Here is a 24504-nt window from a genome sequence, read left to right as displayed (position 1 = left end):
CCCAACCCAATGCGTTGGTGACACCACATTGCGTTAGCTAGGGGCTTCAACGTAATATGATTTTCACATAAACCACAGGAGTTCTTTTATGGCCAATTCTCCCCATGCGGATATTGTCACGTTCACCATGAACCCTGCTATTGATATCTTTGGTGCAACCGATACGCTTTTCGACGACAGTAAAAGCCGTTGCGAGAAAGCCTTACAGCAACCTGGCGGTGGCGGTATCAATGTAGCTCGGAATATCGCCCGCATGGGCGGTGATGCGCTGGTCGTCTATCCGGCGGGCGGACCCAACGGTGCGCTATTAGAAAGCCTCCTTAACGATGAAGGTACGCGCCAAATTGTGGTTAAGATTGCCGATCACACGCGGCAAAATATGGCCATTACCGAGCTTTCTAGCGGTAAATTCTTCCACTTTGTGTTCCCCGGACCCAGTTTAACGAACCCAGAGCAACAGGCTTGCTTTGACGCAATTTTCAGCTGCCAACCCCCACCGCGCTTTCTGGTGCTCAGTGGCAGTCTACCGAAAACGGTGCCTGAAGACTTTTACGGTAAAATCACACGGCAAGCCAATCAGAACAATAGTAAAGTGATTCTCGACACCTCCGGCCCGGCGTTAAAGAACGCGCTTTATCAAGGAGCCTGGTTAGCCAAGTTGAATCGCAAAGAATTTGCTTCGCTGGGTTTCCCTGAAGATGACTCTATCGAGTCGTTACGAGATAACATGAAGACTGCAGTGGACAAAGGCGCAGCAGAACACCTCATTGTCACCTTAAGCCGTGGCGGAGCAGTGTTAGTTTCGCGCCAGCATGAGCCACTCTATGTAACCGCCCCTAAAGTGACCATCGTGTCTCATGTCGGTGCTGGTGATAGTTTTGTTTCCGCACTAACTTATCAGCTTGCTCAGGGGCAGCCGCTCGCCACTGCATTTCGGTATGGGGTTGCTGCGGCCAGTGTGACGGTGCAGACGGAAGGAAATCAACTTACTGACTTCGAAAAGCTTGAGCGTACCCTTGAGCAATGCCAGGTTCAGCCTTTCGCTGACAGTTAGTATGAAAAAATGAGGTTAATTTAAACATAACTTATGTGCTAAAGAATACGGCACAATCAATCTGTGCTACCTTGAACGTGAGGTTGTTGCACAAGGATTTTCAACATGCAGGAAGACAGAGTCCCGAGCGCTCGTGTGGAAAACAACGCACTCATGCTCGAAGGCGAATGGACGATTGCCCAGTTTTCGCGTGTACAACATGCACTATCACAGTTAAACCAGCAGGATTTAACTGATTTGCAGTCGTTGTCTATCGACAAGCTCCATAGCATCGACTGTTCTGCGGCCACCGAGTTAATGGTACATGTGTCACCCAAGCAAATTCTCGCCTTATCCAATGCAGATCACAGCGACAATACCACCCCTGAATTGACACAGAGCCGAGCACGGCATGTGCGTCTGTTGCATACCGTGGCAGAGTCATTAGACGCTGAAGACAGCACGCAGCCTCGTAAATACCGTTTCGGTGATGGTCTAGCGCGCTTTGGCCAATGGGTAAGCGAAACAACGCAGCACCAATGGCAACAAACGACACTGCTTTTGTCGTTTATCGGCCTTACCTTGGTGCGCACTCTGACCTTGATATTCTTGCCCCATCGGTGGCGTATCACTTCGTTTTTTGTGCACGTGCAACAAGCTGGATTACAAGCGATTCCAATCGTTGCATTGTTAACTTTTCTGGTCGGCGCCGTGGTCGCTTTTTTGGGAGCGACCGTATTACAAGATTTTGGCGCAACCATCTACACTGTTGATCTGGTTGCCTACGCCTTTATGCGCGAGCTCGGAGTTTTGCTTGCCGCTATTTTATTAGCGGGACGAACCGCGAGCTCATTTACCGCGCAAATTGGGGCGATGAAAGTGAATCAAGAAGTGGATGCCCTGCGCGTTCAGGGTATCGATCCTATTGAAGTATTAGTCATCCCGCGCTTGCTCGCCTTATTGATCATGCTGCCCTTGCTCACTTTTGTTGGTATTGTTTCGGGTATCGTTGGCGGCATGATGGTTGCAGCAATTTCCCTCGACATCTCAGTCGCTCAGTTTTTACGCATTGTACAAGAAATTCCCGAGCGCCACCTTTACTTAGGGTTAGCGAAAGCCCCCATATTTGCTGCTGTGATTGCCATCATAGGCTGTTTGGAAGGATTTAAGGTTAAAGGCAACGCCCGCTCCGTCGGTGAACACACAACCTCTTCTGTGGTGCAGGCCATTTTTATTGTAATTTTATTGAATGCCATTGCCGCTTTATTTTTCATGGAAATGGGGTGGTAACCGCGATGAACAATTCCGTGATAGAAGTAACCGGCCTAGTGAACCAATTTGGGAGCCACGTGGTGCACGATGCGTTAGATCTCACCATTCAACGAGGTGACATAACCGGGATCGTTGGCGGCTCCGGCTCTGGCAAATCGGTTCTGATGCGTTCCATTATTGGTTTACAGAAACCGGTGGCAGGCACAATTTCAGTGCTCGGCGAACGAGTTGGCCCAGAAGGCGTTCAACGGGGTAGCTTGTTAAGCAAGAAAATGGGCGTCCTGTTTCAATCTGGCGCCTTGCTATCATCACTAACCGTGCTTGAAAATATCGCCATGCCGTTGCTAGAGCATACCGCAATTAACAAATCAGATGCCCTGCGGTTAGCTCGGATGAAGTTATCTTTAGTGGGTTTGCCTACGCATGCCGCAAGTTTATTTCCTTCCGAGTTATCCGGTGGCATGGTAAAACGCGCCGCTTTGGCCCGTGCATTGGCACTGGAGCCCGAGCTTTTATTCCTCGATGAGCCAACCGCAGGTTTAGATCCCATTAGTGCAGCGGCATTTGATGAACTACTGGTCACCTTACGTAATGCGCTTGGGTTTACCGTTTTTCTGGTCACCCACGATCTCGATACGCTCTATCAAAGTTGCGATCGTATCGCCGTCATTGCAGAAAAGAAAATTATTATCCATGATACCTTAGAGCAGGTCGTCGCCTTTGATCACCCGTGGCTAAAAGACTATTTCCACGGCCCGCGCGGCCGTTCAGCCGCCGCAACCTCTCGCCAAAACCAGGAGCGATAACACCATGGAAACGCGCGCCAATTACATTGTCATCGGCTTACTCGCCATTCTCCTTATGTTCGGAAGCGTGGCGGGTGTTTTATGGTTAAGCAAAAAGAGTGATATCAGCCAGTACGCTCGGTACGAAGTGCTGTTTAGCGAGCCTGTGTCTGGCTTGAGCACCGGAAGCCCGGTACAGTTTAGTGGTATCCGCGTCGGCGAAGTGGAATCACTTCGGCTTGACCCCAACGATGCCCGCATCGTTCGCGCGCGCATTCAAATCACTGCGTCAACGCCGGTCGATTCAAATACCCGGGCGCGTCTCACTCTTCTCAATATCACCGGTGCCAGCGGTATTGAATTACAACCCGGCAGAGAACTCGCCGACCCTCAATATACATCGCAAAGTGTCGATGTCATTGAAGCGGAACCTTCGCCGTTTACTCGCTTACGTTTAAGCTCTGAAGAGCTATTGGTGAAACTCGGGGCTTTTTTAGATAGCACAATTGAGCTGGTGTCGGAAGAAAATACAGAAAAGCTTAGCAACATCTTAAGCAACCTTGAGGAATTCAGCGGCAACTTAAATGAGAGCACCGCCAAGTTCGATAACACCCTCGAGGAAGTGAACCGCGTTTTTGTTCAATTTAGCGAGGTCGCAGATAAAATTAACGTGCTTATCGATGATGAGGGTGAAGCCACCTTAGCCGATGCGCGCGAGGCTTTAACCCAGTTCACTGTGCTTGCACAGCGACTAAATACAGTCATCCAAGCCAATGAAGATTCCATTCAAAGTGGATTCGATGGCCTCAATGAATTCGGCCCCACTGTCAGTGAGCTTCGCAACGCGATTGCAACCCTGGGTATGATTCTTCAGCAGGTAGACCAAGATCCTGCTGCGTATCTGTTTGGACGCGAGAAGCTTAAGGAGATTCAGGAATGAAAATCATGGGATCCGTTCGTCTCATCGCCCTATTGATGTTATCCACTTCAGCGCTCATGGCCTGCACGCTCATGCCTGAAGCGGAAGAAGTTGCCAGTTACCGCTTAACTCCAGCCACAATTACACAAACAAGTACTGACGTTAGCGCCCGCAGCATTCAGGTAAAGCGCCCACTCGCGGTCGACTTATTTGCCGGCGACCGTTTATTACGCTTGCAAGATGATGGCAGTTTTAATGCGATTGCCGGCGCACGCTGGAATAACCCTATCCCCATTTTATGGCGAGATTGGGTTATCGACGCCCTGTGGCGCGATCCGCGTTTCCAAGCGATTAGCTCCGACAGCGAGCAATTGCGCAGTGATTACCAACTGATAGGCACCCTGCGCAGCTTTCATGTGCAAGGACAAGAAGCCGAGATCCGCTTTGATGCTCAGCTTATTCAAAGTACCGAACGCCGAGTGGTTGCGGAACATAGCTTTGTTGTGCGCCAAGCTGTGCGCGGACGCGGTGCCAGTGCTGTCGCCTCTTCTCTCAGCGAGGCGGCTAACCGCTTAAATCAAGATTTGCGCGAATGGCTATTAACCCATGCGCAACCACTCTAGGCGCGGGGGTTTAAAACCACGCCTCCTCCATCTGCATGCAGGTGTCATCTAGCTGTGCCATCCGTTCAAGCTCAGCGGGCACTGACGCTAACTCCCACCGCATAAAGTACTGTGCCGATTGCAGCTTGCCTGCTGTAAAGTTGGAGTCTTCTGATGTGGCAAGGGCACGCTCGGCCATGCGTAGCCATAACCAACCGACGACCATTTTCCCCATAACATCCAAGAACACAGAGGCATTGCCTAACACATGAGCGGCCTTGCCCCCTACAAACGCCTCACCTAATTTGAGCAAGGTATCCATAAAAGGTTTTAAGACGTCTTGGTAGCGACGCAGCGGTTCACTCAGTTCAGGGTGTTGCTGGCACGCGCTTAAGGTGGCTTGAATCTCACGCAGTAGCAGTTTTTGTCCGGTACCATTGTGCTGCCAAAGTTTACGGCCCAACAAATCTAACCCTTGAATTCCGTGAGTTCCCTCGTGGATTGGATTTAAACGATTATCTCGATAGCATTGCTCCACGGGATATTCTCGTGTGTAACCGGCGCCGCCGAGTACCTGAATGGCTAAATCGTTCGCTTTAGGGCCGTACCAAGAAGGATAAGACTTCACAATTGGGGTTAATAAATCAACTAAGATACCGCTATTTTCGTCACCTTCTGCTTCATGGGCATCGACGAGTCGAGCCGCGTATAAACACAAGGCTAAACTGCCCTCACTCCAAACTTTTTGTTGAAGCAGCATGCGCTTCACATCCGTGTGTTGAATGATCATCACTGGCTTGCTGCGTGGGTCTCTATCGCTCATTGATCTGCCCTGAGGCCGCTGCCGCGCATAATCTAACGACGCTAAATAGCCACGGTAACCTATCATAGCAGCGCCAAGACCAACCCCTATGCGAGCTTCATTCATCATCTTAAACATATACTGAAGGCCTTTGCCGGGCTCGCCAACAATCGTGCCTTCGCAGTCGTTGTGTTCACCAAAGGAAAGCACCGTCGAGGTTGTTCCGCGATAGCCCATTTTGTGCAACAGTCCCGCTAAAGTGACATCATTTGGTTGCGCAAATTCCCCCTTAGCGTTCTGTCGAAACTTGGGAACCACAAACAATGAAATACCCTTAACACCCTGCTCTGCCCCTTCAATTCGAGCCAACACCAAATGCACAATGTTCTCGGTGATGTCTTGATCACCACCAGAGATATACATTTTCTGGCCGCGAATGTTGTAACGCTGGCCATCGATGGGGATCGCCTTGGTGGTAAGGTCACCTAACGATGAACCTACATCGGGTTCGGTCAGTGCCATAGTACCGGCGAAGTCGCCCGAAAACATCGCAGGCAAGAAACTGGCTTTTTGCGTCTCGGAGCCGAACGCATGAATAAGGTTGGCCGCTGCACTGGTGAGAAATGGATATGCTGCTGTGGATGGATTGGCCGCCATAAACCAAGCATTGCAGGCAGCGTGGATCAAGGCTGGCAATTGCATGCCGCCGTTTTCAACATCATGGCGCGCCGCGAGTAAGCCCGCATCGGCAAAAGCCCGCCATGCGCGCTTTACTTCAGGAATAGTAACTACTGATGTGCCATCAAATTGTGGCTCATTCGCATCCGCCTTTTGATTGTGAGGAAGAAACTGCTCCTCAGCGATGCGCGCCGCTGTATCAATAATGGATTGAAATGACTCATAGTCATAATCCTGATAACGCTCGGCATTGGGCAAATCCCTTGCTCCAAGCACGTCATAGAGTAGGAAGTCGAGATCGCGACGATTTAATAATTGCGTCATGGAAAACCCCAAAGTAAAACGCTTGTTCGAATTTATCGCTATCCTGCCATAAATATGCGGACAAATCTCGCGTTGTTACTTCGGGAATATGCGAGGTTAGCTCTGAACGCTGGGGTATTTTTTACCCATTAAAAAAGCGTAAGCCACGACAAACGCCGTTTCCTGAAAACCTTTTAGTCCGGTGTCGGCAAAATCAACAGGAATCGGATTCCGTTTTAAAACGTCTTTTTGATAGCTCCCCGCCATGATGTCGACCTGAACAGACTCAATCAGCTGCAATGCGGCTTCAATTTTAAAACCAAGTGCACTGCCCGCAAACTTTCCTTTTTGGGGGCGTTCTTTAATCGCAACATGGGTAACTCGATAATCTGTAAACAGCTTACTCAACGCAAACTGAAGCTTTTGCATCGACTCTTGATCGCCCGTTTTACTCAACTGGAATCGCGTTTGCCGACAATCAGGAATTTGCACCAAATCACCATCGAGCTCCATTAAACAAATAATGGCTTCATTGCTTTTTATCTCAACGCCACATACACGCATAGTTACCTTTCCTCTCGTTGGTGTTTTGCTGTCAGCGCGCATTAAACCTTAGCGTCGCTCGACTGGCAACCCTCGTCATTGATAATCACTAAGTTTCCATAAAAATTACAGGCCACTAGCACTTTATCTTTTTCCCAAGTAACCTTAGTTGTTGCAGCAATCACACACAAGGACTCTGTTTTTTATGCGACCCCTATTTTTTATCTTTGTCGCCAGTTTATTGCTACTCAGCGCCGCCGCTATACCCCAAGAGCCATTAGCAGGCTCTCATGCCAATGAAATCGCCGTCCTTGAAAGCGAACGCTTGGCGCTGCGGGAAACAATCAATGAGCTTGAACACAATAAAGCGGATCTAGAAACCCAGTATCAGAGCCTTTCTGGAAGTCGATTACTGCATCGGGTTCTGCAAGAACAACGGGCAATGCTGCCGGATGTAAGAACCACCGACTATCAGGATCGTCTCGCAGAACTGCGCTTACAACTATTCTACACACAGCGACAGTTACGTGATGCAGAACACCTGCAAACTGCTCAGGCAGCTGCCTTGTTGCAAGAAAAAGAGATGCTCGAGCGCCACATTGATCTTATTGTCGACGTCCAAGCCAAGCAGTTGCACCTATCCAACATTCGAAACGAGTTTTCTAATCAGCTCGAAGAGTACCTATTCTGGACACCGAGTAATCCGGCCATGAATTGGAACTGGTGGCTTTCGGTACCGGACATGCTTCAAGCCCAATTCGCCACGATGCAAAGCGCAGCGCGTTCCATGATTGAACACACCCAAGCGCGAATAACGCTCTATGTGTTTTTCTTAATTATCGCCTTGATCGCAGTAACCTATAAACGGCCATTTTTAAAACGAAAAATCGACGCCTATCAAGCGCATGTGAAAGACCCAGAGTTAGCCGCATCGCCTTGGGTGGTTCCTGGAGCATTGGCTAAAATCGCCCTCTATGTGCTACCGGGAACCTTGGTTTTACTCATCATTGGGCAATTCATTCAAGCCCCACCGGATGCGGTTCATCTTAATCCGGGCGCAGCCTTTACGGCATTAGCATTTGCTTGGTTTGTTTTAAGCTTCCTACATAAACTGACAAAACCAACGGGATTCGCCCATCTGTACTTCGATTGGCCCCAGGAAACCTGTGCATCGGTACGCAAATTTATTCGCCTCTTCGGCGCTGTATTACTGCCCCTCACCTTTATTTTGGCATTTGCCACACAGCAAACCAGTTTGTACGCGCAGGATGTAATTGGCAGTCTCGCATTGCTATTTTCAAGTATTTATCTTCTGGTACTGGTGCTCTGGATTTTCCGGCGGTTACCGCCACTGTATGACTCGCCGTATATTCATCGCTCAATTGCGGCCGTGCTCTTATTGTTGCCTGTGTCACTCATTTATATGGTTTCGACCGGATACTACTTTACGGCATTGAAGCTAAGCGGCTATTACTTGGCTACTTTCTACGTTCTCTCCGCGTGGATTATCAGTGAAGCCAGTATTTATCGGGCAATTAGCTTTTCAACCCAACGATTACAAAAGCAACAAGAAGAGATACAAGCACAAGCACTCGCTGAAATCGACGACGACACAGAGCGGGCCAAAGAGATTCCTGAGCCGGATGTTGATCCACTGCGTGCACATCAACAAGCAATACGATTGGCGCGTTTCTTGCTGCTGATTATTTTCGCATTTGTGCTGTATGCGGTCTGGTCAGACGCAATGGTGGCATTGCACTATCTAGATACGCAGTTTATTTTTCAAGATGGCGAAGAGTTGAGCGTGATGCCAATTAGCTTTGGCGCCATTTTCTCTACCCTATTTATTATTCTCGTCAGCGTCATACTTGTGCGTAATTTGCCGGGCTTACTTGAAATGCTGGTGCTATCTCGCCTGAATTTAGAGATGGGTACGTCTTACGCAGTTACCTCGTTATTAAATTACGTACTCGTGGGTATCGCTGTAGTTTCGGTATTTGCCACCCTAGGTGTGCAATGGAGTCAGTTACAATGGCTTGCCGCAGGTTTAACCGTTGGTTTAGGTTTTGGCTTGCAAGCAATCTTCGCAAACTTTATCTCGGGTTTGATTTTATTCTTTGAGCGCCCGGTGCGGGTTGGCGATATCGTTACTCTTGATAATTTATCCGGCCGTGTGAGTAAAATCCGTATTCGCGCAACCGTAATTACAGATTTTGATCGCCGCGATATTGTCGTGCCTAATCAGAACTTTATTACCAGCAAGTTCGTCAATTGGTCATTAAGTAACACCGTGACTCGGATTACCATTAAGGTCGGCGTGGCCTATGGCTCGGATCTTGAGAAAACACGAACAATTTTGTTAGACATCGCCGAGAAAGAACCTCGGATTTTAGACGATCCGCCTCCGCAAATTCTTTTCCTAAGCTTTGGTGAAAGTACCCTGGATCACGAAATTCGCGTGCACGTGGGCGCACTGAAAGATCGCAACCCCACAATCGATGCGGTTAATCGAGAAATCGATCGCCGCTTTAAAGAGGCCGGTATCGAAATTGCCTTCAATCAGATTGATGTACACTTTAGAAACGAATTGGGCATCGAAAAGCTTGTTGAACAACGAGGTCCAGAACCCAAACAAGAACCCCAACAAGACGCTCCTGCGGATAAGTAATGGAGAAGGCCACCGAGTATTTCCCGGTGGCCTAATACGTTTACGCCGAATTATGGAGAATTGAAGTTATCTAAGCGTGACATTTAGACTGTCTTCGCCTTTCTTAATCAGGTAAGAAACATTGAGGTTCGCGTCTCGAGAGGTTGTCACCGTAGCAACACATAACAACTCGCCTTCAAGATAATTTCTTCTGATCTGCCGGGTGCCAGAAATTTTAATACGGCTCGCATCAGATCGCGCTCGCTCAAATAGCTCGCGAGTATCCGCGATTTCCTCTTCCGAATATTCACGCAGAAGCTGGGCGGTAAAACGGTCTTTACTCGCTTTAAGAACTTGATCCCGGACAGGCTCTGATCCACATTTAAAATTCGAATCTGTACATGCGCTTGTTGCAAAAACGATAGCAAGTACCAGCGTGTAGCGACTCACCTTTTTTATCTGCATTTGAGCGTTCTCCATTAGCGTTTTTATTGGCGAGATCCATACACAGATGGTACAGAAGTTAAATGTAAAGACAAAAACTAAAACTTTATAGAAATCAGACACAAATAAAATTCAACATTAATTTAATATAATCATGAAGATTACATTTAATCACACTTAATGGAGCGATCCGAGGTGCCTTTAAAGTGGGGCTGTGCTGAAATTGTCATATTTTTCTGATACCTTTCAAGCACATTAAAAATTGGAAGAGAAATATGGCACACACACATAGTCTGCGCGCTTCTTTGGTTACTGCGGTAGCAGCCACCACCCTTCTTGCCTGTACTGATACATCAACCGACCTTACCGTTGAACAGGATCAGGGACAACCCCGCGCTATTCTGGTTAGCATTGACTCTATCAATGAGACGATTATGCGAAACAGCTTGAGTGAGGCCCAAGTGCCTGCGTTTTATAATATGTTTAATCAAGGCGCATGTAGCGAAGGCACGCAACCTTCCTTTCCTTCCCTAACAGCTGCAGGCCACTCTGCTCTATGGACAGGTGCCTACGGCAATATCAGCAATATTTCTGGTAACACAGTGCATCCGTTGCCGCGAGATCAACACACAGTGCTCGCCTCTGCCTCAGGTTATTCACCGGATAACTCTGCGGCAGAACCCATTTGGATTACGGCGGGTTACCAAGGTTTAACCGCGGGTGGGCACCATGTAACGCAAGCCCCCGGCAAGCCAGGCTTTCCATCAGCCGTAGGGGAGCGCACGGAAGAAAACGAAGCGGCACGCCAGCGCGTGATCGATGGCTATAGCAAGGATAACGTCATTGTGATGAATGGTTACAATGATCAAATTCAAGGCGATGCAATGCTCACCGCCGCCCATGTCGATTGGGATGAACAAATACCCTGGAATCAGGTGGAATTGCTCGAATCTAACGTAGCCCCTCGTTATTTTTCATTTAATAACCAAGCAGGCACCTTTTATGCGGCCTTATTCGGCAACGATGAATATGATCATATTGCCGTAAATACAGTTCCCGATGCACAAGGCGCCGTGATCGCTTATGCGGCGGACGTGGAGCAAGCAGATTATAACGATCGCGAGCTCGCCCGCCATTTCTCCGAACCGCTGCGAGTGAGCCACGAACGGGGCACCCTGTTCTTGCGTGTCCGCTTATTCGAGGTTGCGGCCGATGGCAGCGATTTCATGCTGTTCCATCCACCCATGCACATCATCGAAGTAAATCACGCAGACGCGCAAGTAGCGTATGAGGATTACGTACAAGGCTGGTTTGGTAACTCCTCGACTCGCATGTATTCGCGCGGCGAATTCGGTAAGCCCTTTTACAATGGTGGCGATGGCCTTGCTGAAGCTCGGTATTTAGAAACCGCGGAGCTCGAAACCAAGCTATTTAATCTTGGCTCTAGCTGGTTTTGGCAAGAACAGAACGTTGATTTACTTGTCGATTACTTCCCGCTTGGCGATTCTATCGATCACAGCATTAAAGCGTACACCTACGAAAACTATCCAGCATTTAATCCTGAGTTTGCGGAGAAAGCCCATGATTTACGCGGCCGCGCCTGGGAGTTAGTCAATATACGTCTGCAGCACTTGATGGACCTTGCCGACAGTGACAATGCCGCATTATTTTTAGTCGGTGATCACGGCATGCGTACAAGTTGGATGGAGTTTCGTCCCAATGTTCTGTTGCAACAAGCGAGTCTGCAGTTCCTTGATGCCAACGGCATGATCGATTTAACCCGGAGCAAAGCGGTATCGAACACCGGCAACTGGATTACCGTGAACACAACTGATTGGCGCGGCGGTATTGTTCCACCCGAACAGAAAGACGATGTCGTTGCAAAAATCGTTGCCGCCCTAAGTACGGTTGTTGATGCCAACGGAATGTCTGTGATCGACCGTATCTATGTGGCAAGCGAACACCCCGAACTGGGGATTGGCGGGCCTGCCGGTGGTGACGTGTACTGGGCGGAGGCACATGGCTATCGTAGTGGCCGCAGCCATAGTGCTGATGCGGCAACAGGTCCGATTCGGCTATGGGCAACACATTCCCATGCATCGACAGAGCCATTAATGCAAACGGTCACCTGTGCCTGGGGCGGCGGCTTTCAGCCCAATCGTATTCCGCGCAGTCGTCAAATTGATGTAGCACCCACCGTGGCTGATTATTTAGGGATTAGCGCACCACCCCATGCGGTCGGCCGTTCGCTGTTGCATGAGCTGCGCCCTCATTAAGAACTCAAAGCCTAAAAAAAACGCCAGCAATTGCTGGCGTTCTTGTGTGTGCTTCGCTGTCTATTCAGCGTTTTCAATTAAGGCGACGGCTACACCATAGCGACTATGTTCAGGCGCTAACATTTGCGCCATTTCTGCAGAAAGAATGGCTTCATCGCGCTTGCCTTGACGAAGAAGTGCCCAGGCTAAGTTAAAGAATACAGCCGGCTCTTCCGATGCTAACTCGGTGGCATGATAATAATGCATCTCGGCATCCGCATAACGGCCTTGTTGGTAGGCAATATTGCCCAACCCGAAAGCCGGGGTATATTCAGACGGCCAACGCCGCTGCGCGGCCTCATAGCCTCGAATGGCGGCAGCAAAGCGTTGTTGCTGCTCCAATGCCGAAACCGCCGCCAGATAGCGTACAGGCTCTGCTGTCACTGGAATAGCTTCCGGCTCGGTAACCACAATTCCCCAATAAGAACCGAATTGCCAGGTTTGCTCAAATCGTCGCAACGACATCATTTCTCGCTTTGTTGTCCCAGAGCGCAAGATTACCTGTTCCCGGACGGGATCAAACCCAATCACCACGGCGTAATGCCAGCGAGGCCAGCGGGGAATTCCTAAATTTTGCAATACAAGCACAGGATGCCCTGCTTCAACCTCTGCAAACAGGGCCGACAACTGGGGTTGAATGATATAAGGAATACGATCAGCACGGCGGGCCGCTCCGAGCAGCTCGGGCTGCAAACTTCCCTCGCGCTCCGGTAAGTAAACCTGAGGTTTTAAATTTTCAGGGGTCGCTTCACCAACACCGCTAGTCACTAACACAGTGGCAAGTGCAGCAGGACCACACTGATATGCCTCTTGCGGAAAAAACGGTGTATCAACAAGTTCAACGGCTTGGAGTTCGGCCGTATTTAGTGAGCGGTATTGCATCGGCGCGGTGGCACACCCGGTTAAATGATTTAATCCAAGCAACACCACCAAAATTAGAATTATTCGTGCAGTCACCCAAGCACTCCATTCCATCTCAAAAGGGTCATAAAAAAACGCCCGGAAACAATACCGGGCGTTTATGGAGTTTCTATTAACGGAAGAATATAAGCCAAATAAGAATGGCGATCAAAATAACGCTGACACTCACGCTGACACCAGCACCTGCTGGCATTTGTTCAATTCCTGCAGTGAGTTCCATCACTTCCTGATCAGTCATCGATGCGACTCGAGCAATCGCCTCTTCTGGATCAACCCCGAAGCGCACGAGCTGTTCACGCACGTCTTCACGTTGCAACTGTTCCGTCAATTGAGCTCGATTTAAGCCCGACTGTTGCTCTGCAACGACCTCATGGGTGGCTACGATATCCGCATTGGCAGTCGACATCACTGCTGGATTTAAGATAACCGAAGACAAAATGAGGGATGTACCTAAAACAATAGATTTGTTCATGACAGATCTCCATGTTAATTGTCACTTTTAAAAGTAGACCATAGGACCATAAATGTCAGCCTGAACGCCGTAAATACTTTGAAAAAACAACGGGAATACAAAAATATATAACAAAATCAAAAGCGCAGCTCACCGTCCTGAATACGTTCGAGAATGCCCGCATCTAAAGGTTGGTATCCCTGCTCTCGATTCACTAACACGTAGATGGGCTCTTGGCCGTCTTGAATTCGAAAACCTTGTTGCTTCAACTCCGTCTTTTTAATTTTCAAAGTCGCAGTTGTATCGTGGTAGCCTTGTCGCAAGCGCACGAACAATGGGATCGCATAATCCGGTAGCCTGTCTTTCAAATTACGGTAAAACTGCACGGGGTCGAATTCGAGTCCTTGGCGGATGCTTAAAGACACCATGCCCGCCCTTCCTTCGGTATGGGGAACTTGTACCCCGTAAACCACCGCTTCATTAATTTCCTGAAGGGTTTGAATTTCTGCCTCCACTTGGGTAGTGGCCACATTTTCTGATTTCCAACGAAAGGTATCGCCCACCCGGTCAATAAAAGCGATATGTCGAAATCCCTGATCACGCACCAAATCGCCTGTATGAAACCAAGCATCACCAGGCTTAAATACGCCTCGCAGCACCTTGGCGGACGACGCGTCCTGATTATTAGTGTAGCCATCAAACGGCGTATTCTTACTTATTTCAGCCAGCAGTAATCCAACGTCGCCTTTCTGTACCCGTAGCATAAAGCCACGGGTATCCACAATAGGTTGCTCTTTTTCGTAATCAAAACGAACAACGGCAAAACGCATCGGCGAAAATCCAACCGTCCGTTTTAAGTTAAACACATTCACAAAGCCAATATTGCCTTCACTGGCACCATATAGCTCATAGATGTACGGAATCCCAAATCGGTTCTGAAACCTATCCCACACTTCTGCGCGTAACCCATTGCCTAATACGGCCCGAACTTGGTGGGCCTTATCGTCAGGGGCGACAGGTTGATTAAGCAAGTACCGACAGAGCTCACCTATATACACAAAGCTCGTTGCTCCATGCTCCCGAATGTCTTGCCAAAACTCGCTCACGCGAAAACGTCTTGCCAGCGCCAAGGTACTTGCAGTTGCAATCACCGTACTTAACGACGCCGATAGCGCAGTATTGTGATACAAAGGTAAACAACAATAATGGACATCGTCAGCTCTTAAACGCAAGGCCATGCGACCAAAGCCAATACCTGCTTTATACCAACGTAAATGGGTCATCGCGGCAGATTTAGGCATACCTGTTGTGCCGGAAGTAAACACGTAAAAACAGGTTTCTTGAAGCTGAATGGTTTCGGTTACTGCTAGATTGCTATCGGGCATATTACCGGCAAGTGCCGTTAAATCTAACCAGCCTGGACTCGGGCTCGATTCCATGGAAAGACAGGGCACACCATCAAGCAAGTTGTTAGGTAAGTTAGGTAAGCTGGCCAAGGCATCGGCGCAATCGTCCCCCACCACAAAAAGCTTAGGTTGAATAATCGAAATACTGTGCGCTAAAACGGAGTCACGCTGTTTGTAATTCATCATGCCGGCAGTGGCGCCCAATTTATTCACCGCAAATACACACGCAAGCTGCTCTGGCGAATTCTCAAACATGAGCGCCACGCAATCGCCGCGCCCAACACCTTGGCTCGCAAACGCGTGTGCCAGCTGATTAACCCAACGGTTAAATTCAGCATAGCTATACGTAACCCCTTCAAACTTTAGAAAAGTCCGTTCAGGATAGCGTTGAGCGACCTGCTGCAACGACAATCCAGTTGAGCCGATATCGGAGCCGCGTGCTCGCTTAAGTCGAATATTTGCCAACAGGAAAGTAGGAAGACGCGGAATAAACCGAGCGATCGCTTTAACAATATCGAAGAGCCGATGAGTATGAGACATTGAATTTGTTGGCATGACTATCAGGCGTTGTTCAAACGCAGGTTTTAATTATTTTGTAGACAAGATATATCAGAATATAAAGCATCTTCGCAACGAAATTAGCACTGGTTTGGGCGCAAAAAAAGCGCTCCGAAGAGCGCTTTTTAATTCTGAGCAATGAAAATAACGATTAGCGCAAATCGAAGCGATCCGCGTTCATTACTTTCGTCCATGCCTTAACGAAATCGCGCACGAATTTTTCTTGCGCGTCGTCTTGAGCATATACCTCGGAAATGGCACGTAATTGTGAGTTCGCACCGAACACGAGGTCTGCCCGTGTACCGGTCCACTTCACTTTGCCTGAGTTGCGATCAACCCCTTCAAACTCTTCCGCGTCGTCTGACATTGGCCGCCAGGCAATGTCCATACTCGTTAAGTTTGCAAAGAAGTCGTTACTTAAGGTGCCTACACGATCCGTAAACACACCGTGCTTAGTGCCTCCGTAATTTGCTCCCAGTGCGCGCATACCGCCGACCAGCACCGTCATTTCCGGTGCAGTCAAGGTAAGCAACTGGGCGCGGTCTAAGAGTAGCTCTTCGGTAGATACCGAATATTTTTGCTTCAAATAGTTACGGAAACCATCTGCAATCGGCTCAAGCACTTCGAACGACTCCACATCGGTTTGCTCGTCCGTCGCATCAGTGCGGCCCGGTGAAAACGGAACCTTCACATCAAAACCGCCCGCTTTCGCGGCTTTCTCTACAGCGGCAGCACCACCAAGTACAATCAAGTCAGCAAGGGATACCTTCTTGTTACCTGATTGCGCAGAATTGAAATCTTTCTGAATACCCTCGTAGGTAGCCAGTACTTTTTTCAACTGCGCGGGCTGATTTACTTCCCAATCTTTTTGTGGCGCTAAGCGAATACGCGCACCATTGGCGCCACCGCGATTATCTGAGCCACGGAAAGTTGCCGCAGACGACCAAGCGGTATAAACAAGCTCTGACGTCGATAACCCTGACTCTAGAATTGTTTTCTTTAAGCCATCGATATCTTTGTCATTGATAAGCTCGTGATCCACCGCAGGCACGGGATCTTGCCAAATCAAGTCTTCTTCAGGTACTTCAGGCCCCAAATAGCGTGATTTCGGCCCCATATCCCGGTGCGTCAACTTAAACCAAGCGCGGGCAAAGGCATCGGCAAACTCTTCCGGATTCTTGTGGAAGTGCTCGCAGATTTTGCGGTATTCCGGATCTTCCTTCATTGCCATATCGGCAGTGGTCATCATTAAGCCCACTTTCTGAGCCGGCGTTTCCGCATCAGGCGCGTGATCTTCAGGACGGAGATTCTTAGCTTTCCACTGATGCTTACCCGCTGGACTCTTCGTCAGTTCCCATTCATAGCCAAAGAGTACATCAAAGTACTTCATGTCAAACTCAATGGGTGTTGGTGTCCACGCACCTTCAATACCACTGGTAATGGTATCGCGGCCTTTACCACTCTTGAAAGAACTCTTCCAACCGAAACCTAATTGTTCAATAGGCGCACCCTCAGGATCTGGCCCGAGATGCGATTCAAGGCCTGCACCGTGCGATTTGCCGAAGGTATGTCCACCGGCTGTCAGCGCCACTGTTTCATAATCATTCATCGCCATCCGATCAAAGGTCTCACGGATGTCACGGCCAGAACCTTTCGGATCAGGTTCCGAGTCAGGGCCTTCTGGATTCACATAAATCAACCCCATCTGCACTGCGGCCAATGGGTGTTCAAGCTCACGATCTCCGCTATAGCGATTGTTCTCAAGCCACTCGTTTTCTTTACCCCAGTAGATATCCTCTTCTGGCTCCCAGATATCTTCGCGGCCGCCACCGAAACCAAAGGTCTTTAAGCCCATAGATTCAAGGGACACGTTACCGGTGAGGATAAATAAATCAGCCCAAGACAAGCTATTGCCATATTTCTTTTTCACGGGCCATAACAAGCGCCGCGCTTTATCGAGGTTTCCGTTGTCTGGCCAGCTATTTAAAGGCGCAAAACGTTGATTTCCGGTACCGCCACCACCACGGCCATCTGCGGTACGATAGGTACCTGCGGCATGCCAAGCCATCCGGATCATAAACGGCCCATAGTGACCATAATCTGCGGGCCACCACTCTTTTGAATCAGTTAACAGTGCTTCAATGTCTTTTTTAACGGCTGCTAAATCCAACTTCTTGAAGGCTTCACGATAGTTGAAGTCTTCACCGAGTGGATTCGTTTTTTTGTCGTTCTGAGCAAGAATTTTTAAATTGAGTTGATTCGGCCACCAATCTTTATTGTAGGTACCGTTCCCGCCCATTCTGGTGTTACCACCATGCATCACGGGGCACTTTCCAGCCTTATTGTCACTCATGATTTTCTCCTTGTTGTAACGCAATGTCGGCAGGATCAGACACAAACGATCCCACAAACCAAATTTGCTTCATTCATAGGTATAGCAACCGAACCTACCATGTACAAATCGACTAAATAGGTTGCGCTAAACGGTTTTATAAATTGAAAACAATATGTTGCGTAAATCAGCAAGCCAAAAGTGCGTGCAACAACCGACAAACAAAGGGATTCAGCCCAAATGAGAAAGATTATCATTTGCTATTGACAATCATTCTCATTTGCATTTAACATTCACACCGTTCTGGAACAACACTGATTAGGTTGCCGCAGCAACCAACATTCGTAGAGCTAAAAATAAGCAGGTTTATTGCACAACCCTCACCTGCGTTAGACGTGATTCAAACGGAGTATTTATGTCAGCTAGCCCATTTTTGCGCCCTTCTTTACTCGCAACTGCCATTGCCATGGCCCTGCTTCCAGCCAGTATCATGGCAGAGGAAGATACTGACCAAGAAACCAATGCAACAGAGCGTTCAGTGTCTGCACCGCGCATTGAAGTGATTCGTGTTTTTGGTACCCGCAATGCCCATCGTCACGACGAAACCGGCACCGTCGTGGTTTTAGACCGTGACTACATCGAACAACTTCAACCATTATCGACTGAAGACGTTCTACGCCGCGTTCCCGGCATTAATATTAAAGGCGAAGAAGAAACCTCCATTGTATCGAACTTCGGTATTCGCGGGCTGTCGGCCAGCGAGAGTAAATCCTTGGTCTTAGAAGATGGTGTACCGGTCGCGCCCGGACTATTCATCGGCAATGACCGTTACTTCAACCCACGCATTCAGCGCGTTGAGCGGGTTGAAATCCTCAAGGGCTCCGCATCGTTGCGCTACGGCCCATCCACCATTGGTGGCGTGGTGAATTATCAAACGAAAACGCCCGATCACGGTGTTTTGCTTACCGGTCGCGTTGGCTCGTTTAATATGCGTGAAGTAAACGTCGAAGCGGGCAAGCATAGCGATAACTCAGATGCATTTGCTGGTGTCGTGCTGTCTCATGCACGCAGCGATGGCTTTATGGATAAAGCCTATGACATGACTGACCTGATGGTTAAAGCGGGCATGTCGCTTAGTCCTGATCACCGCGTGGGGGTAAAATTCTCGTGGTATGAAAACGACGCAAACATTTCCTACCGTGGTTTGCTTCTCGACGACTATTTAGCCGGCGCAACCTATAACCCAGCACCTGACGACTACTACTTACAAGATCGTGTGTCTTTTGACCTTAATCACGAGTGGCTTGTCTCGCCAAACACCACCTTAAAAACCTTGCTCTATTGGAGCGATGTAAGCCGCGATTACTGGCGCTATAACGTCGATACAGCAGCGTCAAACCAAGCCGGACGTTGGGTATACACCGACGCTCTGACCGGAAACAACCGTTCTTTTGAGCGTTTTGGTATCGAAACTCGTTTGAATGTACATCATGATCTGTTTGGCTTTGATGCTAACAGCGAGCTTGGTTTACGCTATATGCAAGAAGAAAGCGACGATCGCCGCATTCGAGCAACCCGCGATGCCGATCGCACAGGTACGAATGACCGTCATATCGTAGACTCTGCTGAAAGTTACGCTGCCTATGTGCAAAGTCGAATGTATATCACCGATCGTTTAGCCGTTACTCCTGGTGTGCGTATTGAATCGTATCAGCAAGAGCGCGTGGTGCTCACACAAAACAATGCATCGGCAAAAACCACAAATACTGAAGTGTTACCGGGTATTGGGGCCACTTATGAGCTAAGCGCCGGCGCTGAACTTTATGGCGGTGTATACCGGGCATTTTCCCCGGCTTCCAATGGCGTGGCTCTCGATGGTTTAACCGATCAGCAATTAGATGGCGAACGCGCAATTAACTATGAAATCGGTGTACGTGGCCGCAAAGGCGATATGACCTATGAAGTAGCCGCCTTCTATATGGATTTCAGCAACCAAGTGGTTACCGGCAACAGTGATCCTAACCTATCCCAATCAAACGCGGGTAAAACGGAACACTACGGAATGGAATTTGCCTTGGGTTATGTGCTCGGAGGCGGTTTCAGCCTAGACTCAAACGCCACATGGATTCCAACGTCTGAGTTTAAATCAGGAGAATTCCGTGGCAACCGTTTGCCTTACGCACCAGAATGGATGGCGAATGTGGCATTAACCCACCGGTATGATCGGTTAACTACAAGTCTTACCGCCCACTATCGCGGCGAGCAGTTTGGTACACCCGACAACGTTGAACAAATTCCAACTGGCGCTGCCGGTGGTATTTGGAGTGGATTACTCCCTTCATACACAGTGCTTGATTTAATGGCACAGTATCAAGTTAACGATGGCTTCAGCGTATTTGGTTCCATTAAAAACCTAACCGATGAACGCTACATTTCGGGTCTCCGTCAGGGAATTTATGTTGGCCCAGAGCGCTCTTTTGAAATTGGCTTTCGTTACCGTTTCTAATTAGCACGCTCACAAACGAGAATCTTTTCTCCTTGGCGCCCCACGTTAACTTCATTGCGTGGGGCGTTTTTTATTATATTCCCCACGGCACTGAACTTTTTCGCCTATAAATGGATATAAGAAGAGGTCACATCATTGATGCGATAAGAACAATAAGCCACATATTAGGGGCACGAGAATGAGCATGTTATTTACCACACTATTTGTCGCCATGTTGTTGCCGTTCTTGGCGAAAGCGCCACTTGTATTTGCTATGAATCGCGAACCCGGCGGATACGATAATCGCTACCCTCGCGTTCAGCAGCAGAAGCTTACCGGCTTTGGCCAACGCGCGAACGCTGCTCACTACAACAGCTTTGAAGCCTTGCTGATATACGCAAGTGCTGTATTCACGGCCGTTACCTTTGGAACAGTCGACTCGCTTACGGTGATGCTCGGCTGGATATTTATTGGCTCGCGAATTCTGTATTTGTTGTTTTACTGGTACAACAAATCAAGTATCCGCTCGCTCAGTTGGCTCGTCGGGATGGTTGCGAGCTTTGTGATGGCAGGAAGAGCGATTTGGGGAAGTTAACACACGGGCTGTGTTTGCTTTGAAAAAAGGGGCAGGTACACCCTACCCCTACTATTCATTTTAACTACTCTTCAGATTTTTCTTTTGCCGTTGCACCTTGCGTGGCACGAATCTGACGATAATAGTTCTGATACTCTGGGTGGTTTGGACCTGGCGGTAAACCTGTTATTCCACCGTTAAACACTTCATGGTTCGCTTGACGAGTCAGCGGTAGATAATTCGGTGCTGCCCGTTCGATCGCAGCCGTAATTGCCATCGCAATCATGTCGGCAAAAATATTCCCTGAGCTGTTCTGGTTTTGCGGGGAATACATCAAACCCTTGCGAGCCTCCCACAAAGTTTCACCCGCAGCCGATACGAGTTTATACTCGAAGTCGACTTCCGTGGTGGTCGCTAAAATCGCGTAGCGTGCTTCCCACTCATGAATGGTCACGTATAAAATACTGTCGGCACCAAATAACGCCGCCAATGCTTCTGACGGTGCAGCGTGTACTTCTGCCGCCTCATAATAGCCTTCGGCATCGAGCAACGTTTTTACCGTATGCACAGGAAAGACGTAATACCCTTTTTCAGCCAAAACAAAAGGGAGTGTTGCCAGTACTGAGGTAGGCGCCTGCACGTCAATGGTATTATTATTCACAGGCACAATCAGTATTGAATGCAAATCGGCCGTATGCAACGGCTCTAAGTAAGTCGTATCATGGGTGGTCGCACATCCCACCATAAACAGTACCGGTAGCACCACTAAGGCGCGAATCCATCGCTTCATCATAAGGCCACCTCTTGGTCCTGTTGATGGCCCTGAATGCGTAAAATACTCGCAATCAAGGTTTCCATTAACGGCCGACTTTGCGGCCAAAGTTTCGCTTCAAGCTCATAAAAACGAATAGCGCCTTCGAAGTCCCCTGCTTCAAACAAGAAGGTTCCTGCTTCTGCGAATAAACCGGGAGCTACACGTTTACTATCACGAGATGATCGTGCGAGAAAGTCCAGATACTTCTCGAGCATTTCATCTTTCACCGCAGGCTCATGAAAGTAAGTAAACAGAGTTTCTTCGTAGTTACCCCACTGGTACATATGCTGATTGGTCTGGCATCCTGCGAGCAATAGCATAGCGGTGAGGCCAAGTCCGGCAAGTTTGACTGATTGCTTCATGGCCGCACCTCGATCGTTCGATAGGTACCTTGGCTAAAATACACTTGTTCGCTAAATACCACGCGCCCACCATGACGGATTTCAATTAAGTGTTGTCCGGGTAGTAACGACAGTGCCTTGTTAGGGTACACGTACTGTTCTAATGCACCATAAGCCAAACCATCCACCCACAACTCCAATCCTGCAGGCTGCTGAACTTTAAAATTTACCGTCGGCGATGTGTCTTGAATTTCAGTAAACCGACTGGGTTGTTTCGCACAGCCACCCAAAACCACTAAACTGATACACAAAATAAGTAGAATACGCATTAGCGTGCTCCTTGCTGTGCTGTCGTTTGCTCACGAATCTCAAGCTGGCTTAACTCATGCCCTGTCAGTGTTCCATTCGTCAGTGTCGCCATCGCGCCTTGATCTAAATCGGTGGTGCCGAATAGACCAGTGACTCTTAACTCTGCTACTTTACGCCCTGGTAATGTCACCATGGCGCCGGTAGCTTGCGAGCGAATCGTTTGGCCTTTCGTCATTACGTCGAATACCATGCCCGATTTTACGCCCTGATTAGCGCCACCGCTGAAATAAATAATATCTTCCTCAACCGCTAAAATATCCGCTGTCCACGGACGATTGAGTAACAAATGCATCATTTCTTCAACCGCTGCATTTACCGCAGCACCGATTGCTTGGTCATTTAAACTGCCGTCGTAACCTGCTACCGAACCAAATCCCATAGTCCGCGATTGTTCTAACGAAGAACTACCCGTTCCAGTGACAGAGCCGATCACTTGGCCTGTGGCCACATCAACAATACGCAAATCAACGGTCGCAGTAGCTTCTTGCCGACCGCTGGTTGAGAAAAAACCGCGCTCACCCGTATTTGATCGGCCAAATTGAGTCAGCGAGCCCATGACCAAGGTATCAACACCCACTAAATTGTTTTCCTGGCCTAACAGTTTCTGCTCATTACGAATCGCATCAATGTCTTGGCGTTCAAAGACCAAGAACTGCCCTGTATTGGCTACCGACTGGGTAAACATATCTGCGATTTTTTGATCTTCAGCTCCCTGAACAGCTTCGCGCAACAAACTTCGACCATAATTGGTTTCGTTTGTTAATCGGCCGACCGCAAGTTTGCGCTTTAATCCCAGTGGCTGCGGTGCTTGCTGCTGTTGCTGCTGTTGTGCTTGCAACTGTTCCGCGCGAGTAACCGGCGGTGCTTCAACAACGGGTTGTGGGGTTTGCGTTGCGCAACCGGCAAGCGAAATGGCGATCACCCCTGCCATAATTCCTTTTTGATTCATTGGTTAATCCTCGAGGTAGGAACTTCAAATTTATCACGAAAATTAAAATTTACCGAGCGTAAAAATTACAGATTTGTAACGATTTGTAAGTAACTCTTTTACACACACATGTTAAAAATATTTGACATTACAGATTCCTTCGCCATACTAGCCCTTAATTCAGTGTTAAAAATATTTAACATGCATTGAAGGGTATTTCTTTAACCATGCTGAGGAGCAGCGAATATGGCAAACCATGAAAAAACCGCTTGGGTTATGTTAGTTGTGTTATTGATCGCATCAGGCCAGTTATTAAAAAATATCATCCACCATAGTCAGGCCTTGGGAGTATTAGTACCCCCTAACTCCGGCATTTTAATTCAATATGTCATCGCTATCGTGGTTCTGAGTATCATCGGTCACATTGCGCTTGCCGCCACGTCTAAACGCGCATCAACAGCACCCGATGAGCGTGAGCGTCAATTTGATGTTTATGGTGGTCATGTAAGTGGTGTTGTACTTGTTTTGGGATGTGTTGCTGCTCTGGGCCACTACTTGGCGCATTTTGATGGCCATTTGTTGTTCTACTCTGTGTTTGCGGCACTGATCGCCAGCCAAGTTGCCGAATATCTTGTGGTGATCTGGAGGCATCGTCGTGGCTAAGCTGCTGCCTATTACCAATTGCGTGAAAGAGTTACGCGAGGCTGCTGGCATGACGCAAGCAGAGTTAGGCGAGCATGTTGGGGTAACGCGGCAAACCATTGCCGCAATAGAGCAGCGCCGCTACTCGCCGTCGCTGGAAACGGCCTTTCGCATTGCCGTTACTTTCAACACCAACCTCGAAGCCGTGTTTGAATATCAGCCCTAACCTGGCCAACGCAGTGCGTTGGCACAAAGCTTCAGCACTCCGATCACCTCCGTAACCAACACATTGCGTTGGTTACGGTATGCCAACACAGCTATTGAAAACCACCCCTAATAA

General features: G+C 48.7%; 22 protein-coding genes. 11 read left to right on the top strand and 11 right to left on the bottom strand.

The window, feature by feature from the left end; all coding sequences use genetic code 11:
- Positions 1 to 88: 88 nt before the first annotated feature.
- The 5 genes from HXZ99_RS01535 (at position 89) to HXZ99_RS01515 (ending at position 4632) form a co-directional block, all read left to right on the top strand.
- Entirely contained in the window at positions 89 to 1054 is a 966-nt protein-coding gene (locus HXZ99_RS01535) for a 1-phosphofructokinase family hexose kinase (RefSeq protein ID WP_194755505.1), read from the top strand.
- 105 nt (positions 1055 to 1159) lie between these two features.
- Complete coding sequence (locus HXZ99_RS01530) at positions 1160 to 2323, top strand: MlaE family ABC transporter permease (RefSeq protein ID WP_228517500.1); 1164 nt, start codon at positions 1160 to 1162, stop codon at positions 2321 to 2323.
- A gap of 5 nt (positions 2324 to 2328) precedes the next feature.
- On the top strand, positions 2329 to 3111 hold the full coding sequence (locus tag HXZ99_RS01525) for an ABC transporter ATP-binding protein (RefSeq protein WP_194755504.1): 783 nt from the start codon (positions 2329 to 2331) through the stop codon (positions 3109 to 3111).
- A 4-nt stretch (positions 3112 to 3115) separates the two neighbouring features.
- A complete protein-coding gene (locus HXZ99_RS01520) occupies positions 3116 to 4030 on the top strand; it encodes an MlaD family protein (protein WP_194755503.1) in 915 nt (304 codons plus the stop codon).
- Positions 4027 to 4632 carry an ABC-type transport auxiliary lipoprotein family protein gene (locus tag HXZ99_RS01515; protein WP_194755502.1) on the top strand — a complete coding sequence of 202 codons (606 nt, stop codon included), beginning with the start codon at positions 4027 to 4029 and terminating at the stop codon, positions 4630 to 4632. The genes HXZ99_RS01520 and HXZ99_RS01515 overlap by 4 nt, the downstream gene beginning before the upstream one ends.
- A 10-nt stretch (positions 4633 to 4642) precedes the next feature.
- Here the strand turns inward: HXZ99_RS01515 and HXZ99_RS01510 are convergent, their stop codons facing one another.
- Both HXZ99_RS01510 and HXZ99_RS01505 read right to left on the bottom strand, forming a co-directional pair.
- Complete coding sequence (locus tag HXZ99_RS01510; protein WP_194755501.1) at positions 4643 to 6415, bottom strand: acyl-CoA dehydrogenase; 1773 nt, start codon at positions 6413 to 6415, stop codon at positions 4643 to 4645.
- Positions 6416 to 6511: 96 nt separating this feature from the next.
- Positions 6512 to 6958 carry a DUF3010 family protein gene (locus HXZ99_RS01505; RefSeq protein WP_194755500.1) on the bottom strand — a complete coding sequence of 149 codons (447 nt, stop codon included), beginning with the start codon at positions 6956 to 6958 and terminating at the stop codon, positions 6512 to 6514.
- Between the two features lie 184 nt (positions 6959 to 7142).
- Between HXZ99_RS01505 and HXZ99_RS01500 the strand changes: the two genes are divergently transcribed.
- Positions 7143 to 9605, top strand: coding sequence for a mechanosensitive ion channel domain-containing protein (locus tag HXZ99_RS01500; protein WP_194755499.1), 2463 nt, complete (start codon positions 7143 to 7145; stop codon positions 9603 to 9605).
- A gap of 66 nt (positions 9606 to 9671) precedes the next feature.
- On the opposite strand, the gene HXZ99_RS01495 is transcribed toward HXZ99_RS01500, so the two are convergent.
- Positions 9672 to 10151, bottom strand: coding sequence for a hypothetical protein (locus tag HXZ99_RS01495; RefSeq protein ID WP_194755498.1), 480 nt, complete (start codon positions 10149 to 10151; stop codon positions 9672 to 9674).
- Between the two features lie 152 nt (positions 10152 to 10303).
- Here HXZ99_RS01495 and HXZ99_RS01490 point away from each other — a divergent pair, with 152 nt between their 5' ends.
- Complete coding sequence (locus tag HXZ99_RS01490; protein WP_194755497.1) at positions 10304 to 12304, top strand: alkaline phosphatase family protein; 2001 nt, start codon at positions 10304 to 10306, stop codon at positions 12302 to 12304.
- Positions 12305 to 12364: 60 nt separating this feature from the next.
- Here the strand turns inward: HXZ99_RS01490 and HXZ99_RS01485 are convergent, their stop codons facing one another.
- The 4 genes from HXZ99_RS01485 to katG form a co-directional block, all read right to left on the bottom strand.
- The gene (locus HXZ99_RS01485) at positions 12365 to 13300 is read right to left on the bottom strand and encodes a PA2778 family cysteine peptidase (RefSeq protein ID WP_194755496.1); all 936 of its coding nucleotides are present in this window, start codon (positions 13298 to 13300) and stop codon (positions 12365 to 12367) included.
- A 76-nt stretch (positions 13301 to 13376) separates the two neighbouring features.
- Positions 13377 to 13736 (bottom strand): PA2779 family protein, encoded by a 360-nt coding sequence (locus HXZ99_RS01480; protein WP_194755495.1) that lies wholly within the window; start codon positions 13734 to 13736, stop codon positions 13377 to 13379.
- A gap of 116 nt (positions 13737 to 13852) precedes the next feature.
- On the bottom strand, positions 13853 to 15676 hold the full coding sequence (locus HXZ99_RS01475) for a long-chain-acyl-CoA synthetase (RefSeq protein ID WP_228517498.1): 1824 nt from the start codon (positions 15674 to 15676) through the stop codon (positions 13853 to 13855).
- Between the two features lie 154 nt (positions 15677 to 15830).
- Positions 15831 to 18032 carry a catalase/peroxidase HPI gene (gene katG, locus HXZ99_RS01470; RefSeq protein ID WP_194755494.1) on the bottom strand — a complete coding sequence of 734 codons (2202 nt, stop codon included), beginning with the start codon at positions 18030 to 18032 and terminating at the stop codon, positions 15831 to 15833.
- 394 nt (positions 18033 to 18426) lie between these two features.
- Between katG and HXZ99_RS01465 the strand changes: the two genes are divergently transcribed.
- Together HXZ99_RS01465 and HXZ99_RS01460 are read left to right on the top strand one after the other, a co-directional pair.
- Complete coding sequence (locus HXZ99_RS01465; RefSeq protein ID WP_194755493.1) at positions 18427 to 20517, top strand: TonB-dependent receptor family protein; 2091 nt, start codon at positions 18427 to 18429, stop codon at positions 20515 to 20517.
- 178 nt (positions 20518 to 20695) lie between these two features.
- Entirely contained in the window at positions 20696 to 21091 is a 396-nt protein-coding gene (locus tag HXZ99_RS01460; RefSeq protein ID WP_194755492.1) for an MAPEG family protein, read from the top strand.
- Between the two features lie 64 nt (positions 21092 to 21155).
- Here the strand turns inward: HXZ99_RS01460 and HXZ99_RS01455 are convergent, their stop codons facing one another.
- From HXZ99_RS01455 to HXZ99_RS01440, 4 genes are read right to left on the bottom strand one after another with little or no spacing between them, the layout of a single operon-like run.
- Entirely contained in the window at positions 21156 to 21863 is a 708-nt protein-coding gene (locus HXZ99_RS01455; RefSeq protein WP_228517496.1) for a DUF799 domain-containing protein, read from the bottom strand.
- Positions 21860 to 22246, bottom strand: a complete 387-nt coding sequence (locus HXZ99_RS01450) for a DUF4810 domain-containing protein (RefSeq protein ID WP_194755491.1) — start codon at positions 22244 to 22246, stop codon at positions 21860 to 21862. The genes HXZ99_RS01455 and HXZ99_RS01450 overlap by 4 nt, the downstream gene beginning before the upstream one ends.
- Complete coding sequence (locus HXZ99_RS01445) at positions 22243 to 22554, bottom strand: hypothetical protein (protein WP_194755490.1); 312 nt, start codon at positions 22552 to 22554, stop codon at positions 22243 to 22245. Before HXZ99_RS01445 ends, HXZ99_RS01450 begins: the two co-directional genes overlap by 4 nt.
- On the bottom strand, positions 22554 to 23543 hold the full coding sequence (locus tag HXZ99_RS01440) for a CsgG/HfaB family protein (protein ID WP_228517494.1): 990 nt from the start codon (positions 23541 to 23543) through the stop codon (positions 22554 to 22556). Before HXZ99_RS01440 ends, HXZ99_RS01445 begins: the two co-directional genes overlap by 1 nt.
- Positions 23544 to 23768: 225 nt before the next feature.
- On the opposite strand from HXZ99_RS01440, the gene HXZ99_RS01435 reads away from it, so the two are divergent.
- Positions 23769 to 24185 carry a hypothetical protein gene (locus HXZ99_RS01435; protein WP_194755489.1) on the top strand — a complete coding sequence of 139 codons (417 nt, stop codon included), beginning with the start codon at positions 23769 to 23771 and terminating at the stop codon, positions 24183 to 24185.
- Positions 24178 to 24390, top strand: coding sequence for a helix-turn-helix transcriptional regulator (locus HXZ99_RS01430; RefSeq protein ID WP_194755488.1), 213 nt, complete (start codon positions 24178 to 24180; stop codon positions 24388 to 24390). The genes HXZ99_RS01435 and HXZ99_RS01430 overlap by 8 nt, the downstream gene beginning before the upstream one ends.
- The last annotated feature ends 114 nt before the right edge of the window (positions 24391 to 24504 follow it).

It is taken from the genome of Aliidiomarina indica (assembly GCF_015354615.1).
Taxonomy (GTDB): Bacteria; Pseudomonadota; Gammaproteobacteria; order Enterobacterales; family Alteromonadaceae; genus Aliidiomarina; species Aliidiomarina indica.
Note: the sequence above shows the minus strand (reverse complement) of the source record. Positions and strands in the feature narration are given on the sequence as shown.